The organism is Variovorax sp. efr-133-TYG-130 (assembly GCF_030208835.1).
Classification (GTDB): domain Bacteria; phylum Pseudomonadota; class Gammaproteobacteria; order Burkholderiales; family Burkholderiaceae_C; genus Variovorax.
Genome location: NZ_JARVTD010000003.1, coordinates 351,992 through 367,839, shown reverse-complemented (window position 1 = coordinate 367,839; position 15,848 = coordinate 351,992). Strand labels below are relative to the sequence as shown.

The following is a 15,848-nucleotide window of genomic DNA, read 5'->3' as shown; positions in this document are numbered from 1 at the left end:
TGAAGTCACAAAAAAGGAAGCCCGCCATGCCGCGCATCGACGTCAACCGCTCCGGCGAAATGGAGGCCTTCGTCCAGGTGGTGGAATCGGGCGGCTTCTCGGCTGCGGCGCGCCTGCTGGGCATGACACCCTCCGCCGTGAGCAAGCTGATATCGCGCATGGAACTGCGCCTGGGCATACAGCTGGTGCACCGCTCCACCCGCAAGCTGCAGCTCACGCCAGAGGGCTCGGAGTTCTATGAGCGCAGCCTGCGCGTGCTGGCCGACATGGACGAGGCAGAACGCTGCGCCGCGGCCGGCGCCGCCCCGCGCGGGCGGGTGAGCATCAATGCGAGCGTGTCATTCGGGCAGCACAAGCTGGTGCCGCTGGTGCCGCGCCTGCTGGAGATGCATCCGCAGATCTCGCTCGACATCGCGCTGACCGACCGCATCGTCGACCTGATGGACGAGCGCGCGGACATCGCCATCCGATGGGGGCAATTGCCGTCTTCAGACCTAGTGGCGCGGCGGCTCGGCGAGACCAGCCAGTCGGTCGTGGCTGCGCCGTCGTATCTTGCGAAGTACGGCACACCACGCACGCCGCAGGAGCTGGAGGCGCACAACCGGCTGGGCTGGAGCTACCGCCGCAACTCGCCCGATTGGCCGCTGCGCGTGGACGGGCGAACGCAGTGGCTGCCGGTGGCCGGCCCGGTGCGCGCGGGCGACGGCGAGACCTTGCGGCAGTTGGCCATCGCAGGGGCGGGCGTGGCGCGGCTGTCGCTGTATCACATACAGCACGACATCGACGCGGGCCGGCTGGTGCCGCTGCTGGAGGAGTTCAATCCCTGCGAGGTGGAGCCGATCCACGCGGTGTACATCGGCAAGGCCGGCACGCTGCCGGCCCGGGTGCGCGCGGTGCTGGACTTTCTGGTCGCATGCTCCGGCGTGGGCGGCGGGCGCTACACGCTCAAGCGGACCGCGCCGACGCCGGGGAATTCGGCCGACACCTGATCGCCGCGCCGGCAGGGCAGCACGCCGACCCACGAGCCCGTGGTGACGACCGTGCCGGCCGGCACGGTATGGCCGTGGCGCGTGAGGTGGCGCAGCCAGATGGGAAGCAGCCACGTGGGGTCGCCCAACGGGTGCGTGCCGGTGCGCAGCACCGTGTCCGCATTGCCGACCCTGGTCTCGCAGCGCTGCGAAGACCAATCGAGCGCGGCATACGGCTTCCATTCGCCGATCACCAGCGCGCCGTGCACCTGCGAGTCGGCCAGGCGCAGCAGGGCGGGCGTGGAGGGCAGGTCTTGCCAGCGGGCATCGACGATCTCGACCGACACGGCCATGGCATCGACGACCGATGCGGCGTTGCCGTGGTCGAGCGCCGCCGCCTGCGCGGGCGTGACGTCCTGGCCGAGCCGCAGTGCGATCTCCGCCTCGATGCCGGGCGTGTGGAACACCAGGTCGCTGAAGTCCGCCGGGCTCGGGCGAACGCCGGCGGGCGGCAGCGGCGCATGCGTGAGCGTCGCGCTGCGCGAGCCGCCGCCCGACTTCCAGGTGCCGGGCACGCCAGCCGCGCCGAGCCAGCCGAGCGCGGCGGCCACGGCGTCCTGCACTTCATAGGCCTGGTCGGCGGTTTCGAGCGTGTCGAGCCAGGGCGTGGCGTCGAGGGTGCGGTTGCCGCGGCGCGCGGCGACGAGGGCGTCGGTAAGGGCGGTCTGGGATGGGTTCATCTGCCCGATCTTCCCAGCTTCAGGTCTCGACATGGACATTGCCGTCCTTCACCACCTTCGCCCACTTTGCGATTTCCGTGCCGATGAACTGCCTGAACTTGTCCTGCGAGCCGCCGCCGTCTTCGGCGCCGTAGGTGTCCAGCCGTTCCTGCACGTCGGGCATCGCGAGCACGGTGTTGACGTCGCGGTTCACCTTCTGCGCGATGGAGGCCGGCAGCTTGCCCGGCCCCGCAAGCCCGTACCAGGTGGTCGCCTCGAAGCCCTGGAAGCCTTGCTCCTGCATGGTCGGCACGTTCGGGTGGCCCTTGGCGCGCTTGGTGCGCGTCTGCGCCACAGCGATCACGCGGCCGTTCTTCACGTGCGGCGTGGCGGCGGTCATGGTCTCGAAGCTGTACTGGATCTGCCCGCCCATCAGGTCGGCCAGCAGCGGGCCGCTGCCCTTGTACGGCACGTGCAGCGCATCGACGCCGCCCTGCAGCTTGAACATTTCCAGCGCCAGGTGCTGCGCCGAGCCCGCGCCGGCCGAGCCGAAGCTGAGGGTGCCCGGCGCGGCCTTGCAGGCGGCCACGATGTCCTTCACGCTCAGCGCCTTCTGCCCCGGATTGGCGATCAGCAGGTTGGGCGTGACGCCCACCAGCACGATCGGCACGAAGTCGCGCTCCACGTTGTAGCGCAGCTTGGGCTGTAGGCTGGGCGCCAGCGCATGGCTGTTGATGTGCGCCATGAGCAGCGTGCTGCCGTCGGCCGGCTGCTGCGCTACATAGTCGGCCGCCAGCACGCCGGCCACGCCGCCCTTGTTCTCCACGATGACCTGCTGGCCCCACATGACGGTGAGCTTCTGCGCGACCACGCGGGCCAGGGCGTCGGTGCCGCCGCCCGGCGGAAAGCCGACCACGATGCGCACCGGCCCCGAAGGCCACTCCTGCGCGAAGAGCCGGGGCACGCCCAGCGTGGCGGCGGCCGCACCGGCGGCCTGGATGAGGGAACGTCTTTGCATCTTCTTTGTCTCCGTCGTAGGTAGGAATCCGATGCGCGCCGGGGGCGCTGTTGCCGGTGCTGCACCGGCAGTGCTGCGTGCCTATGCGGCTTTCTGCAGCGCGGCCGGTGCCGTGTGGTTCGCGAAGTGGTCCATGGCCGCGTGCACGCCGCTGCCGGCCAGCTTGATGCCCGCGAGCTTCATGCCCATCTCGACGCCCGCGACCATGGCCACCAGCGTCAGGTCGTTGCTGTCACCCAGGTGGCCCATGCGGAACATGCGGCCCTTGAGCTTGCCCAGGCCGGTGCCCAGCGAAAGGTCGAAGCGCTGGTGGATCAGCCGCCGCAGCGCGTCTGCATCGACGCCCTCGGGCGTGATCACGCCGGTGAGCACGGGCGAGTAGACGGCCGGGTCGGCGCACTGGATCGGCAGGCCCCATGCATTGACGGCGGCGCGCACGCCCGCGGCCCAGCGCTGGTGGCGCGCGAACACGTTGTCCAGGCCTTCGCCGAGGATCATGTCCAGCGACTCCGACAGCCCGTACAGCAGGTTGGTGTTGGGCGTGTAGGGCCAGTAGCCGTCCTTGTTCATCTCGACGATCTCGTCCCAGGCCCAGAAGGCCTTGGGCAGCTTCGCGGTCTTCGAGACTTCGAGCGCGCGCGGCGACAGCGCGTTGAAGCTGATGCCCGGCGGCAGCATCAGGCCCTTCTGCGAGCCGCTCACGCACACGTCCACGCCCCATTCGTCGTGGCGGTAGTCCGCGCTGGCCAGGCCGGAGATGCTGTCGACCATCAGCAGCGCCGGGTGCCCCGCCGCGTCGATGGCCTTGCGCACCGAGGCGATGTCGGAGGTGACGCCGGTGGAGGTCTCGTTGTGCACCACGCACACGGCCTTGATCTTCTTTTCGGTGTCCTTGCGCAGGCGCGCTTCGATCAGCTCGGCCTGCACGCCGCGGCGCCAGCTCGGCGCGCTGGGCAGTTGCGCGTCGGCGCCCGGCCACGCGAGGAACTCGGTCGACAGGCCCAGCCGCGTGGCCATCTTCTGCCACAGCGAAGCGAAGTGGCCGGTTTCGTACATCAGCACGTGGTCGCCCGGGCTCAGCGTGTTGGCGAGCGCGGCCTCCCATGCGCCGGTGCCCGAGGCGGGGTAGATGGCGACCGGGTGCCTGGTCTTGAAGATCTGCCTGATACCGCCCAGCACCTTCAGCCCCAGCGTACCGAACTCCGGCCCGCGGTGGTCGATGGTGGGCAGGCTCATGGCCCGCAGGATGCGGTCGGGCACGGGGCTGGGGCCGGGAATCTGGAGGAAGTGGCGGCCGGTGGGATGGATGTCGAGTTGCAGCATGGACTGTCCTTTCGCGTTTCAGTTTTGCATTCAAAATACATTTTGGTGCGATGGTTTACCCTGATGCATCTTGGTTGTTGGGGCGATTTTTTGCATTCAAAATGCATTCAAAGGGAAAAACCATGACAGCGAAAATCATCGAAATCTCGCGCTTGGCGTTGCACGACCAGGTGGCCTCGCGGCTGCGGACCATGCTGGTGGAGGGCTACATCGCGCCCGGCGCCAAGCTCAACGAACGCGAGCTGTGCCTGCAGCTGAACGTCTCGCGCACGCCGCTGCGCGAGGCCATCAAGCTGCTCGCGGCCGAAGGGCTGGTCGACCTGCTGCCCAACCGCGGCGCGGTGGCGGTGAAGCTCACCGAGGCCGACGTGCTCAACACCTTCGAGGTGCTGGCCATGCTCGAGGGCATGTCGGGCGAGCTGGCGGCCAAGCGCATCACCGACGACGAACTGGCCGAGGTGCGCGCGCTGCACTACGAAATGATGGCCTGCTTCGCGCGGCGCGACCTGTCGGGCTACTACCGCCTGAACGCGCGCATCCACACCGCCATCAACGACGCGGCGGCCAACCCGGTGCTGTCGAACACCTACCGCTCCATCAACGCCCGCGTGCAGTCGCTGCGCTTTCGCACCAACCAGAACGAGGCCAAGTGGAAGCACGCCGTGCAGGAGCACGAGCAGATGATCGACGCGCTGGCCGTGCGCGACGCCGCCGCCATGCGCAAGGTGCTCGTGTCGCATGTGCTGCGCAAGCGCGACACCGTGCTCGAGCTGCTGCGCGCCGGCGAAATCTATCCCTCGGCCAAGTCGAGCTGACCAGAGAACCACCATGCGCATCGATCCCGCCAGCCACATGCAGCCAGCCGGAACCGTTCTTCCGCCCAACGACACCTGCGAGCTGCTCGCGCGCCGGCTGCGTGCCGACACGCAGGGCGAGGTGCTGTTCGACGACGGTTCGCGCGGCCGCTACGCCACCGACGCGTCGATCTACCAGATCACGCCCGTGGGCGCCTTCGTGCCCACGAACGAACGCGACATCGCCACCGCCATCGACATCGCGCGCGACCTGAAGGTGCCGGTGCTCGCGCGCGGCGGCGGCACCAGCCAGTGCGGGCAGACCACGGGGGCGGCGCTGGTCATCGACAACAGCAAGCACTTCCGGCGCGTGCTCGACGTGAACGTGGAAGAGGGCACGGCCACGGTCGAGCCCGGCCTCGTGCTCGACCACCTGAATGCGCAGCTCAAGCCGCACGGCCTGTGGTACCCGGTGGACGTATCGACCAGCGCGCAGGCCACGCTGGGCGGCATGGCGGGCAACAACTCCTGCGGCTCGCGCTCCATCGCCTACGGCAACATGGTGCACAACGTGCTGGGCGCCAGCGCGTGGCTGTCGAACGGCGAGCTGGTCGACTTCGGCCCCGTGGGTTCGCTGGGCGTGCGCGCGGCGGGCATCGCGCAGTTCGTGCGCGGGCTGGCCGGGCAGCAGCGCGAGCAGATCGCCGAGCACTGGCCCAAGGTGATGCGCCGCGTGGCGGGCTACAACCTCGACATCTTCGACAACCAGAGCGAGCGGCCGTACACGGCGGACGGCAGCGTGAACCTGGCGCACCTGCTGATCGGCTCCGAGGGCACGCTGGCCTACACGCGCAGCCTGAAGCTCAAGCTCGCGCCGCTGCCGCGCGCCAAGGTGCTGGGCATCGTCAACTTCCCGACCTTCCACGCGGCGATGGATGCCGCGCAGCACATCGTGAAGCTGGGGCCGACGGCGGTGGAACTGGTCGACCGAACCATGATCGAGCTGAGCCTGGGGAACCCGGCCTTCAAGCCCACGGTGGAGACAGCGCTCATCGGCAAGCCGGCCGCCATCCTGCTGGTGGAGTTCTCTGGTGCAGAAAAGGCCGCGCTGCTGGCGCAACTGAAGCGGCTGGTCGAGCTGATGGGCGACCTTGGCCTGCCCGGCAGCGTGGTCGAGATGCCCGACGACGCGTGGCAGAAGAACCTGTGGGAAGTGCGCAAGGCAGGCCTCAACATCATGATGAGCCTCAAGGGCGACGGCAAGCCGGTGAGCTTCATCGAAGACTGCGCCGTGCCGCTGGAGCACCTGGCCGAATACACCGATGCGCTGACCGAAGTGTTCGCGAAGTACGGCAGCCGTGGCACCTGGTACGCGCACGCATCGGTCGGCACGCTGCATGTGCGGCCCATCCTGGACATGCGCGTGGACGGCGCCGCCAAGATGCGCGCCATTGCAGAAGAAGCGAGCGCGCTGGTGCGCAAGTACAAGGGCGCCTTCAGCGGCGAGCATGGCGACGGACTGTGCCGCGGCGAGTGGATCGAATGGCAGTTCGGCCCGGCCATCAACGAGGCCTTCCGCGCCATCAAGCGCAAGCTCGACCCGCTGGACCTGTTCAACCCCGGCAAGATCATCGACACGCCGCGCATGGACGACGGCTCGCTGTTCCGCTTTGCGCCGCCCACCGCACCCAAGCCGTACCGACGCATCGAACTCAAGCCCGTGCTCGACTGGTCGGCATGGAACGTCAACGCAGACCCGGTGACCGAGGTGACCACTGCCCCCGGCACCGGCGGCGACAGCACCGGCGGCCTCGCCAAGGCCGTGGAGATGTGCAACAACAACGGCCACTGCCGAAAGTTCGACGCCGGCACCATGTGCCCGAGCTACCGTGCGACGCGCGACGAGCAGCACCTGACGCGCGGCCGCGCCAACACGCTGCGCCTGGCGCTATCGGGCCAGCTCGGCCCCGATGCCTTCACCAGCGAGGCCATGCACGAGACCATGGACCTGTGCGTCGGCTGCAAGGGCTGCAGGCGCGACTGCCCCACGGGCGTGGACATGGCGAAGATGAAGATCGAGTTCCTCGATCACTACAAGAAACGCCACGGCCACACGCTGAAAGACAAGCTCGTGGCCAGGCTGCCCGACTACGCCCACAAGGCCAGCCGCCTGCCGTGGCTGCTGAACCTGCGCAACAGCGTGCCCGGCGCGGCATGGATCGGCGAGAAGCTGCTGGGCTTTTCAGCGAAGCGCTCGCTGCCCGCCTGGCGCAGCGACACCTTCTGGCGCGCGAAGGACAACGAGCCCGGCCTGTTCGCCGATCGCGACGCGGTGCTGGCCGTCTCGCGGCGCGGCGGCAAGGCGGCGGTGCTGTTCGTCGACACCTTCAACGGCACCTTCGAGAGCGAGAACGCATTCGCTGCGGCGCGCGTGCTGCAGGCGGCCGGCTACCTGCTGCACACCGTCGAGAAGCACGGCGGCCACCTTTGCTGCGGCCGCACCTTCCTGGCGAGCGGCATGGTCGAAGAGGCCAAGGCGAAGGCCGGCGCGCTGATCGATGCGCTGGTGCCGCTGGCGCGGGCCGGCGTGCCCATCGTCGGACTGGAGCCTTCGTGCCTGCTCACCCTGCGCGACGAAACGCTGGTGATGGGCTTCGGCGAGAAGGCCGAGCTGGTGGCAAAGCATGCGCTGCTGTTCGAGGAGTTCATCGCGCGGGAAGTGAAGCTCGGCCGCTTCGAACTGGCCCTGCGACCGGCCGAGACGCCGATCCTGCTGCACGGCCACTGCCACCAGAAAGCCTTCGGCGCGGTGAGCCCGGTGATGGAGGTGCTGAAGCTGATTCCCGGCGCGCAGCCCGAGCTGATCGAAAGCTCGTGCTGCGGCATGGCCGGCAGCTTCGGCTACGAGGCCAGCCACTTCGAGGTGTCGATGCAGATGGCGGAAGCGAGCCTGCTGCCCGCCATCCGCGCCAGGCCCGACGCGGTCGTCGTGGCCGACGGCACCAGTTGCCGCCACCAGATAGAAGACGGCGCCCGGCGCGAGGCGGTGCACGTGGCCGTGCTGCTGGAGCGGCACCTGTTGCACAGCGACCCTGTCGCTGGCACGGCCTGAGTGGAGCCCCCGGCAGCAGGATCGGGCAGGCTGCCGCAAAATGCGCGGCACCCCCTTTGCTGCTGATGTCGACTTCGCTCACTTCCACCGCCGCGTCGGCACAGCCCGCGCTCCGTCTTGCATTCGCGCTCTCGATGGGCGCGGCCGTGTCGCTGGGCATCACGCGCTTCTCCTACGGTCTGTTGCTGCCGCCGATGCGCGCCGATCTCGGCTGGAGCTATGCGCTGGCCGGCGGCATGAACACGGCGAACGCGGTGGGCTACCTGATCGGCGCGCTGATCACGCCGATGCTGATGCGCCGCTTCGGCGTGACCCGGTTGCTGGTGGTGGGCGCCGTGCTGGCGAGCGTCTTCATGGCGGGCAGCGGCTTCGTGACAGCGGCACCGGCGTTGCTGCTGCAGCGCCTGCTGGCCGGTATTGCGAGCGCGTGGGTGTTCGTGGCGGGCGGCCTGCTGGCCGCGCGGCTCGGCGAGGCCGGGTCTTCGCGAGGCGGACTGCTGCTCGGCATCTACTACGGCGGCACCGGCTTCGGCATTGCGCTGTCGGCGCTGCTGGTGCCGCAGGTGTTGCGCGCGGCTGCGGACGTGCCGCACGGCTGGGCGTGGGCCTGGTGGGCATTGGCCATCGCGAGCGCGGCGGCCACCTGCCTGCTGGCGTGGGCGGGCCGTGCGATGCCGGACAGTGCTCCCGCTGCGCACGCCGCGCCGTCGTCCGCTGCAGCCGCCAACGCACCGCCGGTCGCGCTGCGCCGATTCGGCTGGGCGCTGGCGGGCTATGCGCTGTTCGGCATGGGCTACATCGGCTACATGACGTTCGTGATCGCGCTGCTGCGGGAGCAGGGTGCCAGTGCGGGCTTCATCACGCTCTTCTATGCCTTGCTGGGTGTCGCCTGCGTGGCTTCTTCCCGGTTGTGGGCGGGCCTGCTCGACCGCTATCGCGGCGGCCAGCCGCAGGCGCTGCTGAACGGGCTGCTCGGCGTGGCCACGCTGCTGCCGGTGCTGAGCCCTTCGGCGCCGGTGGCGCTGGTGTCGGGCGTGCTGTTCGGCGGGGTGTTCCTGTCGGTGGTGGCGTCGACCACCGCGCTGGTGCGCCACAACCTGCCGCCCGCGCGCTGGGCGCAGGGAATCAGCATGTTCACCATCGTTTTCGCGGCGGGGCAGATCGTCGGGCCGACCGTCACCGGATGGATTTCCGACGGCGCCGGCGGCCTGGCGCGCGGCCTCGTGGCGTCGGCCATCACGCTGTGGGCTGCTGCCGTGCTTGCGTCGCGCCAGCATGCATTGCAGGAGACGCCATGAGCGGCTTTGCCCTGTTCGAGACTGCCATCGGCATGTGCGCGCTGGCGTGGGGTCCGCAGGGGCTGGTCGGCGTGCAGCTGCCCGCGGACGACGGCGAGCCGGCCACGCGGGCGCGCATGAGGCAGCGCTTTCCGGAACTGCGCGAAGGGCCGCCCGACGAGATGGCGCAGCGGGCCATCGCGGCCATCCAGGGCCTGCTGCAGGGCGTGCACGACGACCTGAGCCACATCGAACTCGACATGCGTGGCGTGTCCGAGTTTCACCAGCGCATCTACGCGATCGCGCGGCGCATTCCGCCCGGGCAGACGCGCACCTATGGAGAGATCGCCGAGGAGCTTGGCGACAAGAGCCTGTCGCGCGCGGTGGGGCAGGCCATGGGCCACAACCCCTTCGCGCCGGTGGTGCCGTGCCACCGCGTGCTGGCGGCGGGCAACAAGCCGGGCGGCTTCTCGGCGGGCGGTGGTGCGCTGACCAAGCTGCGCATGCTCGCCATCGAGGACGCGCGGCCCAACGGGATGGCTTCGCTGTTCTAGCAGCGCTCAGGTGGGCGCCAGCGCCGGCAGCCGCCGCAGCGTCGCGATGCGCGAGGCAAAGATGATCCCCGCCTGCAACACGAAGCCCGCGAGCGCCAGCAGCAGGCAGGCCGACTCGCCCTGCGTGGCGCCGACCAGTCCGCCGAGCGCCGCGCCTATCGGCCTCGCGCCGGTGTTGATCGTCAGGAACACCGCCGACACGCGGCCCAGCATTGCGGGCGGCGCAACGCTCTGGCGCAGCGTGGCCGATGTGATGACCCAGACCATCGGCCCCGCGCCGAAGAGAAAGAACGACAGCGAGGCCAGCGCCGCGCTGGGCACGACGAGCGTCGCCGCCATCAGCGCGCCGGCCACGACCGCCGCCGCCGGGCCTATCTGGATGGCGCGCCCGAACGGCATATGCGCCACCGCCCGCGCGGTCAGCAATGCGCCGAACACCATGCCCGCGCCGTACATGGCGAGCGTGAAGCCGACCGCCTGCGCGCCGAGCCCGAGCACCCGCACCGCATAGGGCACGTAGGCCGCCTGCAGCACGAACCACGAGATGTTGAAGACCGCGCCGGTCATCAGCATGGGCCGCAGCAGTTCGTGCCGCCAGACGAAGCGCGCGCCGTCCCTCACGTCGAGCAGCGGATTGCGCCGCGATGCGGCTTGCACGCGCGGCGCCTCGCCGAGGCTCCACAGCAGGCCGACGGCCGAGACCGACAGCACGGCGGCGAGCACGAATGCAGCCGATGCGCCCGCCCAGGCGACGAGCGCGCCCGCCAGTGCCGGCCCGGCAGTGAAGGCCGCGCTGCGGGCCAGTTCCAGCCGCCCGTTGGCCACGGCCAGCGCGTCGCGCGGCACGAGGGCCGGCACCAGCGCAGGCGCCGCGACGCTGAAGCCCACCGTGCCCACGGCACCAAGAAACCCGAGCACCGCAAGCCATGCAATGCCGAGCTTCGACCAGAGCACAAGCGCGAGCAGCATCAGCAGCGACGCCGCCCGCAAGCCTTCGGCCCACACCATCAGCCGCCGCCGCGACATGCGATCTGCCAGCAGGCCCAGCGGCACGGAGACCAGCAGGAAGGGCAGTGTCTGGATGGCCGCGAGGAAGCCGATCTCTCCGGGCCCGGCCTTGAGCGCCAGCACGGCGACCAGCGGCACGGCCGCGAGGCTCAACTGTTCGGCGGACTGCGCGGCGAGGTTGGACCACGCGAGATTCCGGAAGGCGCGGGGCAGCGGTGTTGTTGTCGGCGTCGTGGTGGAGTTCATGCCGGCATCGTGCGGCCGGCTGGCCGATGGCGCTGGCCGCTTCCGGACGTGAGCATCAGCGCCGGGGCTTCGGCTTCGATGCAGGCGAAGCAACCGGAGAGACGACCTCCATCACGAAATCGATGAACGCCCGCACCTTGGCGGCCGGCAGGTGGCGTGACGGATAGAGCGCATAGAGCGGAAGCCTTTCGTCGGCCCAGTCGGGAAACAGGTCGACCAGCTCGCCGCTGTCGAGTTGCGGCTGTATGCCCACGGCCTTGATCTGCGCCACGCAGATGCCGGCGAGCACGGTTTCCAGCACGGTGCCCGGATCGGTGAGCAGCAGCCGCCCGGTGGTGGGCACCTGCACGAGCTTGCGTCCGCGCTGGAACTCCCACGAATAGGGTTGCCCCGTGGCCGGGTTGCGCACCTGCAGGCAGGCATGGCCGCCGAGATCCGCCGGCTTCGCGGGGCGACCATGCCGTGCCAGGTAGGCGGGCGCTGCGACGGTGACGACGCGCGAGTCCATCAGCTTGCGAGCCACCAGCGACGACGACGGCGGCTCGCCGAAGCGCACGGCGATGTCGAAGCCTTCGGCCACCAGGTCGCCGAGCTGTTCGCGCGCAACCAGTTCCAGCGTGAGTTCGGGGTATTGCGCAAGGAAGCGCGGCAGGTGGCGCGCCAGCAGAAGGCGTGAGGTGAATGCGTCGGTGTTGACGCGCAGGCGCCCGCGCACCGCGCCGGATGCGCCCGACGCGATCGTTACCGCGTCCTCGATGCCGAGCACCAGCGGATTGATGTTGGCGTAGAGCAGCCGGCCTTCGTCGGTGAGGTTCAGCGAGCGCGTGGTGCGGTCGAACAGCCGCACGCCGATGCGTGCCTCGAGCCGCGCGATGGAGCGGCTCACGCCGGAGGGGGTGAGGCCCAGCGCCGTGGCGGCGTTGGCGAAGCTGCCGCCTTCGACCACGGCGGCCAGCACGCTGACGTTGGAGAGGAGGCGTCCGTCGAGTGTCATTGCGCGCGTTTTTAATTGGTGATCTCGTGTCATGAATGATATGCCGCTCAGTCGCTTTACTCAAAGGTAGCCCGTTCCTACCATTCGACCCCATCGTGACTCCACGCATTCGAAAGGAAAGTTTCATGTACGCAATCACTGGTATCACAGGCAAGGTCGGCGGTGCCGTCGCGCGCAACTTGCTGGCCGCGGGCCAGCCTGTTCGAGCGGTCGTCCGCGACGCGGCCAAGGGCCGCGTCTGGGCCGACCAGGGCTGCGAGGTCGCCATCGCGGAAATGGAGGACGCGCAGGCGCTCACCCATGCCTTCACCGGCGCGACGGGTGTCTTCGTGCTTCCGCCTTCGGAGTTCGATCCGCAGCCCGGGTTTCCCGAGGCGAGGGCGGTGATCGGCGCGGTGCGCCAGGCGCTCGATGCCGCGCGGCCCGCCAGGGCGGTGTGCCTGTCGACCGTGGGCGCGCAGGCCGCGCAGCCCAACCTGCTGAGCCAGCGCACGCTGATGGAAGAAGCGCTGGCCACGCTGCCGCTGCCGGTGACCTTCCTGCGGCCTGCATGGTTCCTGGAGAACCTGGCCTGGGACATCGCGCAGGCCCGCGAACAGGGCGTGCTCTCCAGCTACCTGCAACCGCTGGAGCGCGCGGTGCCGATGGTCGCCACCGCCGACGTGGGCCGCGTCGCCGCCGAATTGCTGACGCAGCCGGGCGAGCCGCCGCGCATCGTCGAGCTCGAAGGCCCGCAGCGCCTGAGCCAGCACGACATCGCGGCTGCGTTGTCTGCGGTGCTGGGCCGCGCGGTGCAGGCGCAGGCGGTGCCGCGCGAGACCTGGGGCGCGGTCTTTCTTGCGCAGGGCATGCGCGACCCGGTGCCGCGCATCCAGATGCTCGACGGCTTCAACGAGGGCTGGATCAGCTTCGCGGGCGGCGATGCCGACGTGCGCAAGGGCACCGTCGGCGTGGCGGACGTGCTCCGGTCGCTGGCGGCGTCCTAAGTCGTCCTGGTGGCCTCGGCCTGCATGCGCTCGAACCACTCCGCCACGTACGCCGCCTCCGGCGCGGCGTCGGGCGACAGGCCGTAGTAGTACCGGTCCAGCGTCATGCGCAGCGCGGGCAGCGGCGACTGCAGCCGGCCGGAGGCCAGGTCGTGCGACACCAGGGATGTGGGCGCCAGCGCGATGCCCAGGCCGTCGACCGCGGCCTGCAGCACGAAGTGCAGATGGTCGAACTGCAGCCGACCCGCAGGCCTCGCGCGCGGCGCGCCGAACTGCTTCTTCCAGGCGTCCCAGTCGTCCTTGCGGGTCTTGGCCGACAGCAGCACATGTGACGCCAGCGAACGCAGGTCGTCCAGCGGATGGGTCTTGAAGAGAGAGGGCGCGCCGACCACCAGCACCTCGTCTTTCAGGAAAGGGCGAGCCTTGATGGACGGCGGCCAGCCTTCGCGCCCCCGCCGCACCGCGATGTCGAAGCTGTCGACCGCCTGCTCGGGCATCACGGTGCTGGTGACCACCTGCGGCTCGATGTCGGGATATTGCTCGACGAAGGACGGCAGGCGCGGAATGAGCCAGCGCACCGCGAAAGAAGGGCGCACGTTGATGCGCACCGCGCGCGCCGTGCCCTGTGCCTGCAGCGCCCGCGCCGCCGCGCCGATCTGCGCCAGCGCCGGTTCGACCTCGGCAAAGAACTGCTGCCCCTCGGCGGTCAGCGCCACCTGGCGGATGCGGCGCTCGAACAGCTTCACGCCCAGGAACTCTTCCAGGCTCTTTATCTGCCGGCTCACGGCGCTGTGCGTGACATGCAGCTCGAGCGCCGCGCGCGTGAAACTCAGGTGGCGGGCTGCGGCGGCAAAGGCGCGCACGGCGTTGAGGGGCGGCTCGCGAAACTGCATGCGTGCAATTTTCTCACGCATGGCCGGCGTTTAAGTCGTTTGTCAGGCACGCGTGGCGCGGCGCACCATCGGCGCTCGATGTCCAGCTCTCCACCCGCTCCCGCCCCGAATTCCACCGACCTGGATTCCCGCCACGCCGCAATGGCGCTCGGCCTCTCGCTGCCAGCCGACGTGGTGCTCTACCTGCTGCTGCCGATGTATGCCGACCAGTTCGGCGTGACGCTGGCCCAGGCCGGCATGCTGCTCGCCGCCAACCGGCTGGTGCGCATCGCGGGCTACGGCTTCGTCGCCCGCTTCTATGCGCGCAACGGCGACCGGCCCACATGCACCCTGGCTGTCTTGGCGGCCGCGGTCTGCGGGCTCGGCTACGCCACGCTGTCGGGCTTCTGGGCGCTGCTGCCGCTGCGGCTGATGTGGGGCCTGTGCTTCGCGGCGCTGAACCTGTCGACGCAGGCGCTGGCCACGGCCGACCCGCTCGGCGCGGCGCGGCGCAACGGGCGCTCGCGTGCCGTCATCGCGATGGGGCCGGTGCTGGCGCTGCCGCTGGGCGCGTTGCTCGCGCACTGGGTCGGGCCGCGCGTGATCTTCGGCATCCTCGCGGTGTTCTCGCTGCTCGCCTGCCTGGTCACGCGGCGGCTGCCCTCGGCGCCGCACCCCGTGGGCAAGCCTGCGCGGCGCTTCAAGCGGCCCAACAGCCTCGACGGCTGGTCGTTCATGGAAGGGCTGACGCTGGACGGGCTCTTCATCGTCGGCCTGTCTTACCTCGGCAAGGACCTGATGCCGGGCGGCGCGGTGATCGTGGCCGGCGTGCTGATGGCGCTGCGCTACCTGGCGGAGATCCTGCTGAGCCCGGTCGGCGGGCACATGGCGGAGCGCTTCGGCGCCGAGCGGCTGCTGGTGAGCCTGTCGCTCGTCACGGCCATCGCGCTGGTGGGCTTCGGCCTCGGCTGGCTGTGGAGCTGCGCGGCGCTGATCGTGGTGCTGCGCGCCCTGCAGCTGCCGCTGCTGCCGCCCATCGTGGCGCGGCGCACGCCCGGACCGGAGCGTGTGCAGGCGCTGGCCGCGCGATCCGTCTGGCGCGACATCGGCGCCGGCACCGGGCCGCTGATCGCGGGGCTGCTGCTGCCGGTGGCTTCGCCGCCGTGGATCTACGGCATCGCCGCGCTGCTGCTGGCGCTCACGGCGCTGGCCTGCGGCTGGAACTCGCCGCCCGTGGCCGCGGATGCGGATGCGGCAGGCACCATGGGCTGAACACCAATCCCGTCTTTCCCCCTCGTCACCTGGAGCTCCCGCAATGACCACGCCGCACGCCATCGAAACCCTGGCGCAGCTCGAAGCCCTGTTCGGCCAGCCCGGCGAAGCCGCGCTGAAGAAAGAGGTGCCGTACCTGCACCCGGCCTACCGGGCGTTGATCGAGGCGTCTCCCTTTGCCGTGCTCTCGACCATCGGCCCCGGCGGCCTCGACGCCTCGCCGCGCGGCGACCCGCCGGGCTTCGTCATGGTGCAGGACGAAAACACGCTGCTGATGCCCGAGCGGCGCGGCAACAACCGCATCGACAGCCTGCGCAACATCGTGGCCGACCCGCGCGTGGCGCTGCTGTTCCTGATTCCCGGCGTGGGCGAGACGCTGCGCGTGAACGGCAGGGCGCGCATCACCGTCGAGCCGCAACTGCTGGCCCGCCTCGCAATGGAAGGCAAGCCGCCGCAGTGCGTGATCGAGATCCGCGTGGAGACGGTGTTCTTCCAGTGCGCGCGTGCCATCCAGCGCTCCAGGCTGTGGGAGCCGGTGCCGGCGGATGCGAAGCGCACGGTGCCGACGCCGGGGGCCATTCTTTCGGCGTTGACCGAAGCCGCGTTCGACGGGGAAACCTACGACAGGGAGCTGCCTGCGAGGCAGAAGGCCACGCTGTATTGAGTGTGCCTGTCCGGCGCGCGAACGCCCGAGACGGAAGCCTT

General features: G+C 69.9%; 14 protein-coding genes. 8 read left to right on the top strand and 6 right to left on the bottom strand.

What is annotated here, in order from left to right; all coding sequences use genetic code 11:
• Positions 1 to 26: 26 nt before the first annotated feature.
• Entirely contained in the window at positions 27 to 989 is a 963-nt protein-coding gene (locus tag QRN67_RS03795; protein WP_285410576.1) for a LysR family transcriptional regulator, read from the top strand.
• Here the strand turns inward: QRN67_RS03795 and QRN67_RS03790 are convergent.
• The 3 genes from QRN67_RS03790 to QRN67_RS03780 all read right to left on the bottom strand — a co-directional run bounded on the left by QRN67_RS03790 (position 938) and on the right by QRN67_RS03780 (position 4,028).
• A complete protein-coding gene (locus tag QRN67_RS03790) occupies positions 938 to 1,708 on the bottom strand; it encodes a fumarylacetoacetate hydrolase family protein (RefSeq protein ID WP_285410574.1) in 771 nt (256 codons plus the stop codon). The two genes, QRN67_RS03795 and QRN67_RS03790, sit on opposite strands and share 52 nt — an antisense overlap.
• Positions 1,709 to 1,727: 19 nt before the next feature.
• Positions 1,728 to 2,705, bottom strand: coding sequence for a Bug family tripartite tricarboxylate transporter substrate binding protein (locus QRN67_RS03785; protein WP_285410572.1), 978 nt, complete (start codon positions 2,703 to 2,705; stop codon positions 1,728 to 1,730).
• A gap of 81 nt (positions 2,706 to 2,786) precedes the next feature.
• Complete coding sequence (locus tag QRN67_RS03780; protein WP_285410571.1) at positions 2,787 to 4,028, bottom strand: pyridoxal-phosphate-dependent aminotransferase family protein; 1,242 nt, start codon at positions 4,026 to 4,028, stop codon at positions 2,787 to 2,789.
• A gap of 122 nt (positions 4,029 to 4,150) precedes the next feature.
• On the opposite strand from QRN67_RS03780, the gene QRN67_RS03775 reads away from it, so the two are divergent.
• From QRN67_RS03775 to QRN67_RS03760, 4 genes are all read left to right on the top strand, one after another.
• Positions 4,151 to 4,843 carry a GntR family transcriptional regulator gene (locus QRN67_RS03775; RefSeq protein WP_285410570.1) on the top strand — a complete coding sequence of 231 codons (693 nt, stop codon included), beginning with the start codon at positions 4,151 to 4,153 and terminating at the stop codon, positions 4,841 to 4,843.
• 13 nt (positions 4,844 to 4,856) lie between these two features.
• Positions 4,857 to 7,934, top strand: a complete 3,078-nt coding sequence (locus QRN67_RS03770; RefSeq protein WP_285410569.1) for an FAD-binding and (Fe-S)-binding domain-containing protein — start codon at positions 4,857 to 4,859, stop codon at positions 7,932 to 7,934.
• Between the two features lie 65 nt (positions 7,935 to 7,999).
• A complete protein-coding gene (locus tag QRN67_RS03765; RefSeq protein ID WP_285410567.1) occupies positions 8,000 to 9,232 on the top strand; it encodes a YbfB/YjiJ family MFS transporter in 1,233 nt (410 codons plus the stop codon).
• Positions 9,229 to 9,765 (top strand): methylated-DNA--[protein]-cysteine S-methyltransferase, encoded by a 537-nt coding sequence (locus QRN67_RS03760; RefSeq protein WP_081269474.1) that lies wholly within the window; start codon positions 9,229 to 9,231, stop codon positions 9,763 to 9,765. The genes QRN67_RS03765 and QRN67_RS03760 overlap by 4 nt, the downstream gene beginning before the upstream one ends.
• 6 nt (positions 9,766 to 9,771) lie before the next feature.
• On the opposite strand, the gene QRN67_RS03755 is transcribed toward QRN67_RS03760, so the two are convergent.
• Together QRN67_RS03755 and QRN67_RS03750 are read right to left on the bottom strand one after the other, a co-directional pair.
• On the bottom strand, positions 9,772 to 11,019 hold the full coding sequence (locus QRN67_RS03755; protein WP_285410564.1) for an MFS transporter: 1,248 nt from the start codon (positions 11,017 to 11,019) through the stop codon (positions 9,772 to 9,774).
• Between the two features lie 55 nt (positions 11,020 to 11,074).
• Complete coding sequence (locus QRN67_RS03750; protein WP_285410562.1) at positions 11,075 to 12,013, bottom strand: LysR family transcriptional regulator; 939 nt, start codon at positions 12,011 to 12,013, stop codon at positions 11,075 to 11,077.
• A gap of 125 nt (positions 12,014 to 12,138) precedes the next feature.
• Between QRN67_RS03750 and QRN67_RS03745 the strand changes: the two genes are divergently transcribed.
• The gene (locus QRN67_RS03745) at positions 12,139 to 12,999 is read left to right on the top strand and encodes an NmrA family NAD(P)-binding protein (protein ID WP_285410560.1); all 861 of its coding nucleotides are present in this window, start codon (positions 12,139 to 12,141) and stop codon (positions 12,997 to 12,999) included.
• Here QRN67_RS03745 and gcvA read toward each other — a convergent pair.
• A complete protein-coding gene (gene gcvA, locus QRN67_RS03740; protein ID WP_285411146.1) occupies positions 12,996 to 13,892 on the bottom strand; it encodes a transcriptional regulator GcvA in 897 nt (298 codons plus the stop codon). The two genes, QRN67_RS03745 and gcvA, sit on opposite strands and share 4 nt — an antisense overlap.
• Before the next feature lie 78 nt (positions 13,893 to 13,970).
• Here gcvA and QRN67_RS03735 point away from each other — a divergent pair, with 78 nt between their 5' ends.
• Positions 13,971 to 15,143 (top strand): MFS transporter, encoded by a 1,173-nt coding sequence (locus QRN67_RS03735; RefSeq protein ID WP_285410559.1) that lies wholly within the window; start codon positions 13,971 to 13,973, stop codon positions 15,141 to 15,143.
• A gap of 43 nt (positions 15,144 to 15,186) precedes the next feature.
• Entirely contained in the window at positions 15,187 to 15,807 is a 621-nt protein-coding gene (locus QRN67_RS03730) for a pyridoxamine 5'-phosphate oxidase family protein (RefSeq protein ID WP_285410558.1), read from the top strand.
• Positions 15,808 to 15,848 lie beyond the last annotated feature (41 nt).

Excerpts from the sequence above, each read along its gene's own strand:
- QRN67_RS03760 (WP_081269474.1), top strand. The coding sequence starts at position 9,229 with ATGAGCGGCTTTGCCCTGTTCGAGACTGCCATCGGCATGTGCGCGCTG.
- QRN67_RS03780 (WP_285410571.1), bottom strand. The coding sequence starts at position 4,028 with ATGCTGCAACTCGACATCCATCCCACCGGCCGCCACTTCCTCCAGATT.
- QRN67_RS03730 (WP_285410558.1), top strand. The coding sequence starts at position 15,187 with ATGACCACGCCGCACGCCATCGAAACCCTGGCGCAGCTCGAAGCCCTG.
- QRN67_RS03795 (WP_285410576.1), top strand. The coding sequence starts at position 27 with ATGCCGCGCATCGACGTCAACCGCTCCGGCGAAATGGAGGCCTTCGTC.
- gcvA (WP_285411146.1), bottom strand. The coding sequence starts at position 13,892 with ATGCAGTTTCGCGAGCCGCCCCTCAACGCCGTGCGCGCCTTTGCCGCC.
- QRN67_RS03750 (WP_285410562.1), bottom strand. The coding sequence starts at position 12,013 with ATGACACTCGACGGACGCCTCCTCTCCAACGTCAGCGTGCTGGCCGCC.
- QRN67_RS03755 (WP_285410564.1), bottom strand. The coding sequence starts at position 11,019 with ATGAACTCCACCACGACGCCGACAACAACACCGCTGCCCCGCGCCTTC.
- QRN67_RS03735 (WP_285410559.1), top strand. The coding sequence starts at position 13,971 with ATGTCCAGCTCTCCACCCGCTCCCGCCCCGAATTCCACCGACCTGGAT.
- QRN67_RS03775 (WP_285410570.1), top strand. The coding sequence starts at position 4,151 with ATGACAGCGAAAATCATCGAAATCTCGCGCTTGGCGTTGCACGACCAG.
- QRN67_RS03790 (WP_285410574.1), bottom strand. The coding sequence starts at position 1,708 with ATGAACCCATCCCAGACCGCCCTTACCGACGCCCTCGTCGCCGCGCGC.
- QRN67_RS03765 (WP_285410567.1), top strand. The coding sequence starts at position 8,000 with ATGTCGACTTCGCTCACTTCCACCGCCGCGTCGGCACAGCCCGCGCTC.
- QRN67_RS03785 (WP_285410572.1), bottom strand. The coding sequence starts at position 2,705 with ATGCAAAGACGTTCCCTCATCCAGGCCGCCGGTGCGGCCGCCGCCACG.
- QRN67_RS03745 (WP_285410560.1), top strand. The coding sequence starts at position 12,139 with ATGTACGCAATCACTGGTATCACAGGCAAGGTCGGCGGTGCCGTCGCG.
- QRN67_RS03770 (WP_285410569.1), top strand. The coding sequence starts at position 4,857 with ATGCGCATCGATCCCGCCAGCCACATGCAGCCAGCCGGAACCGTTCTT.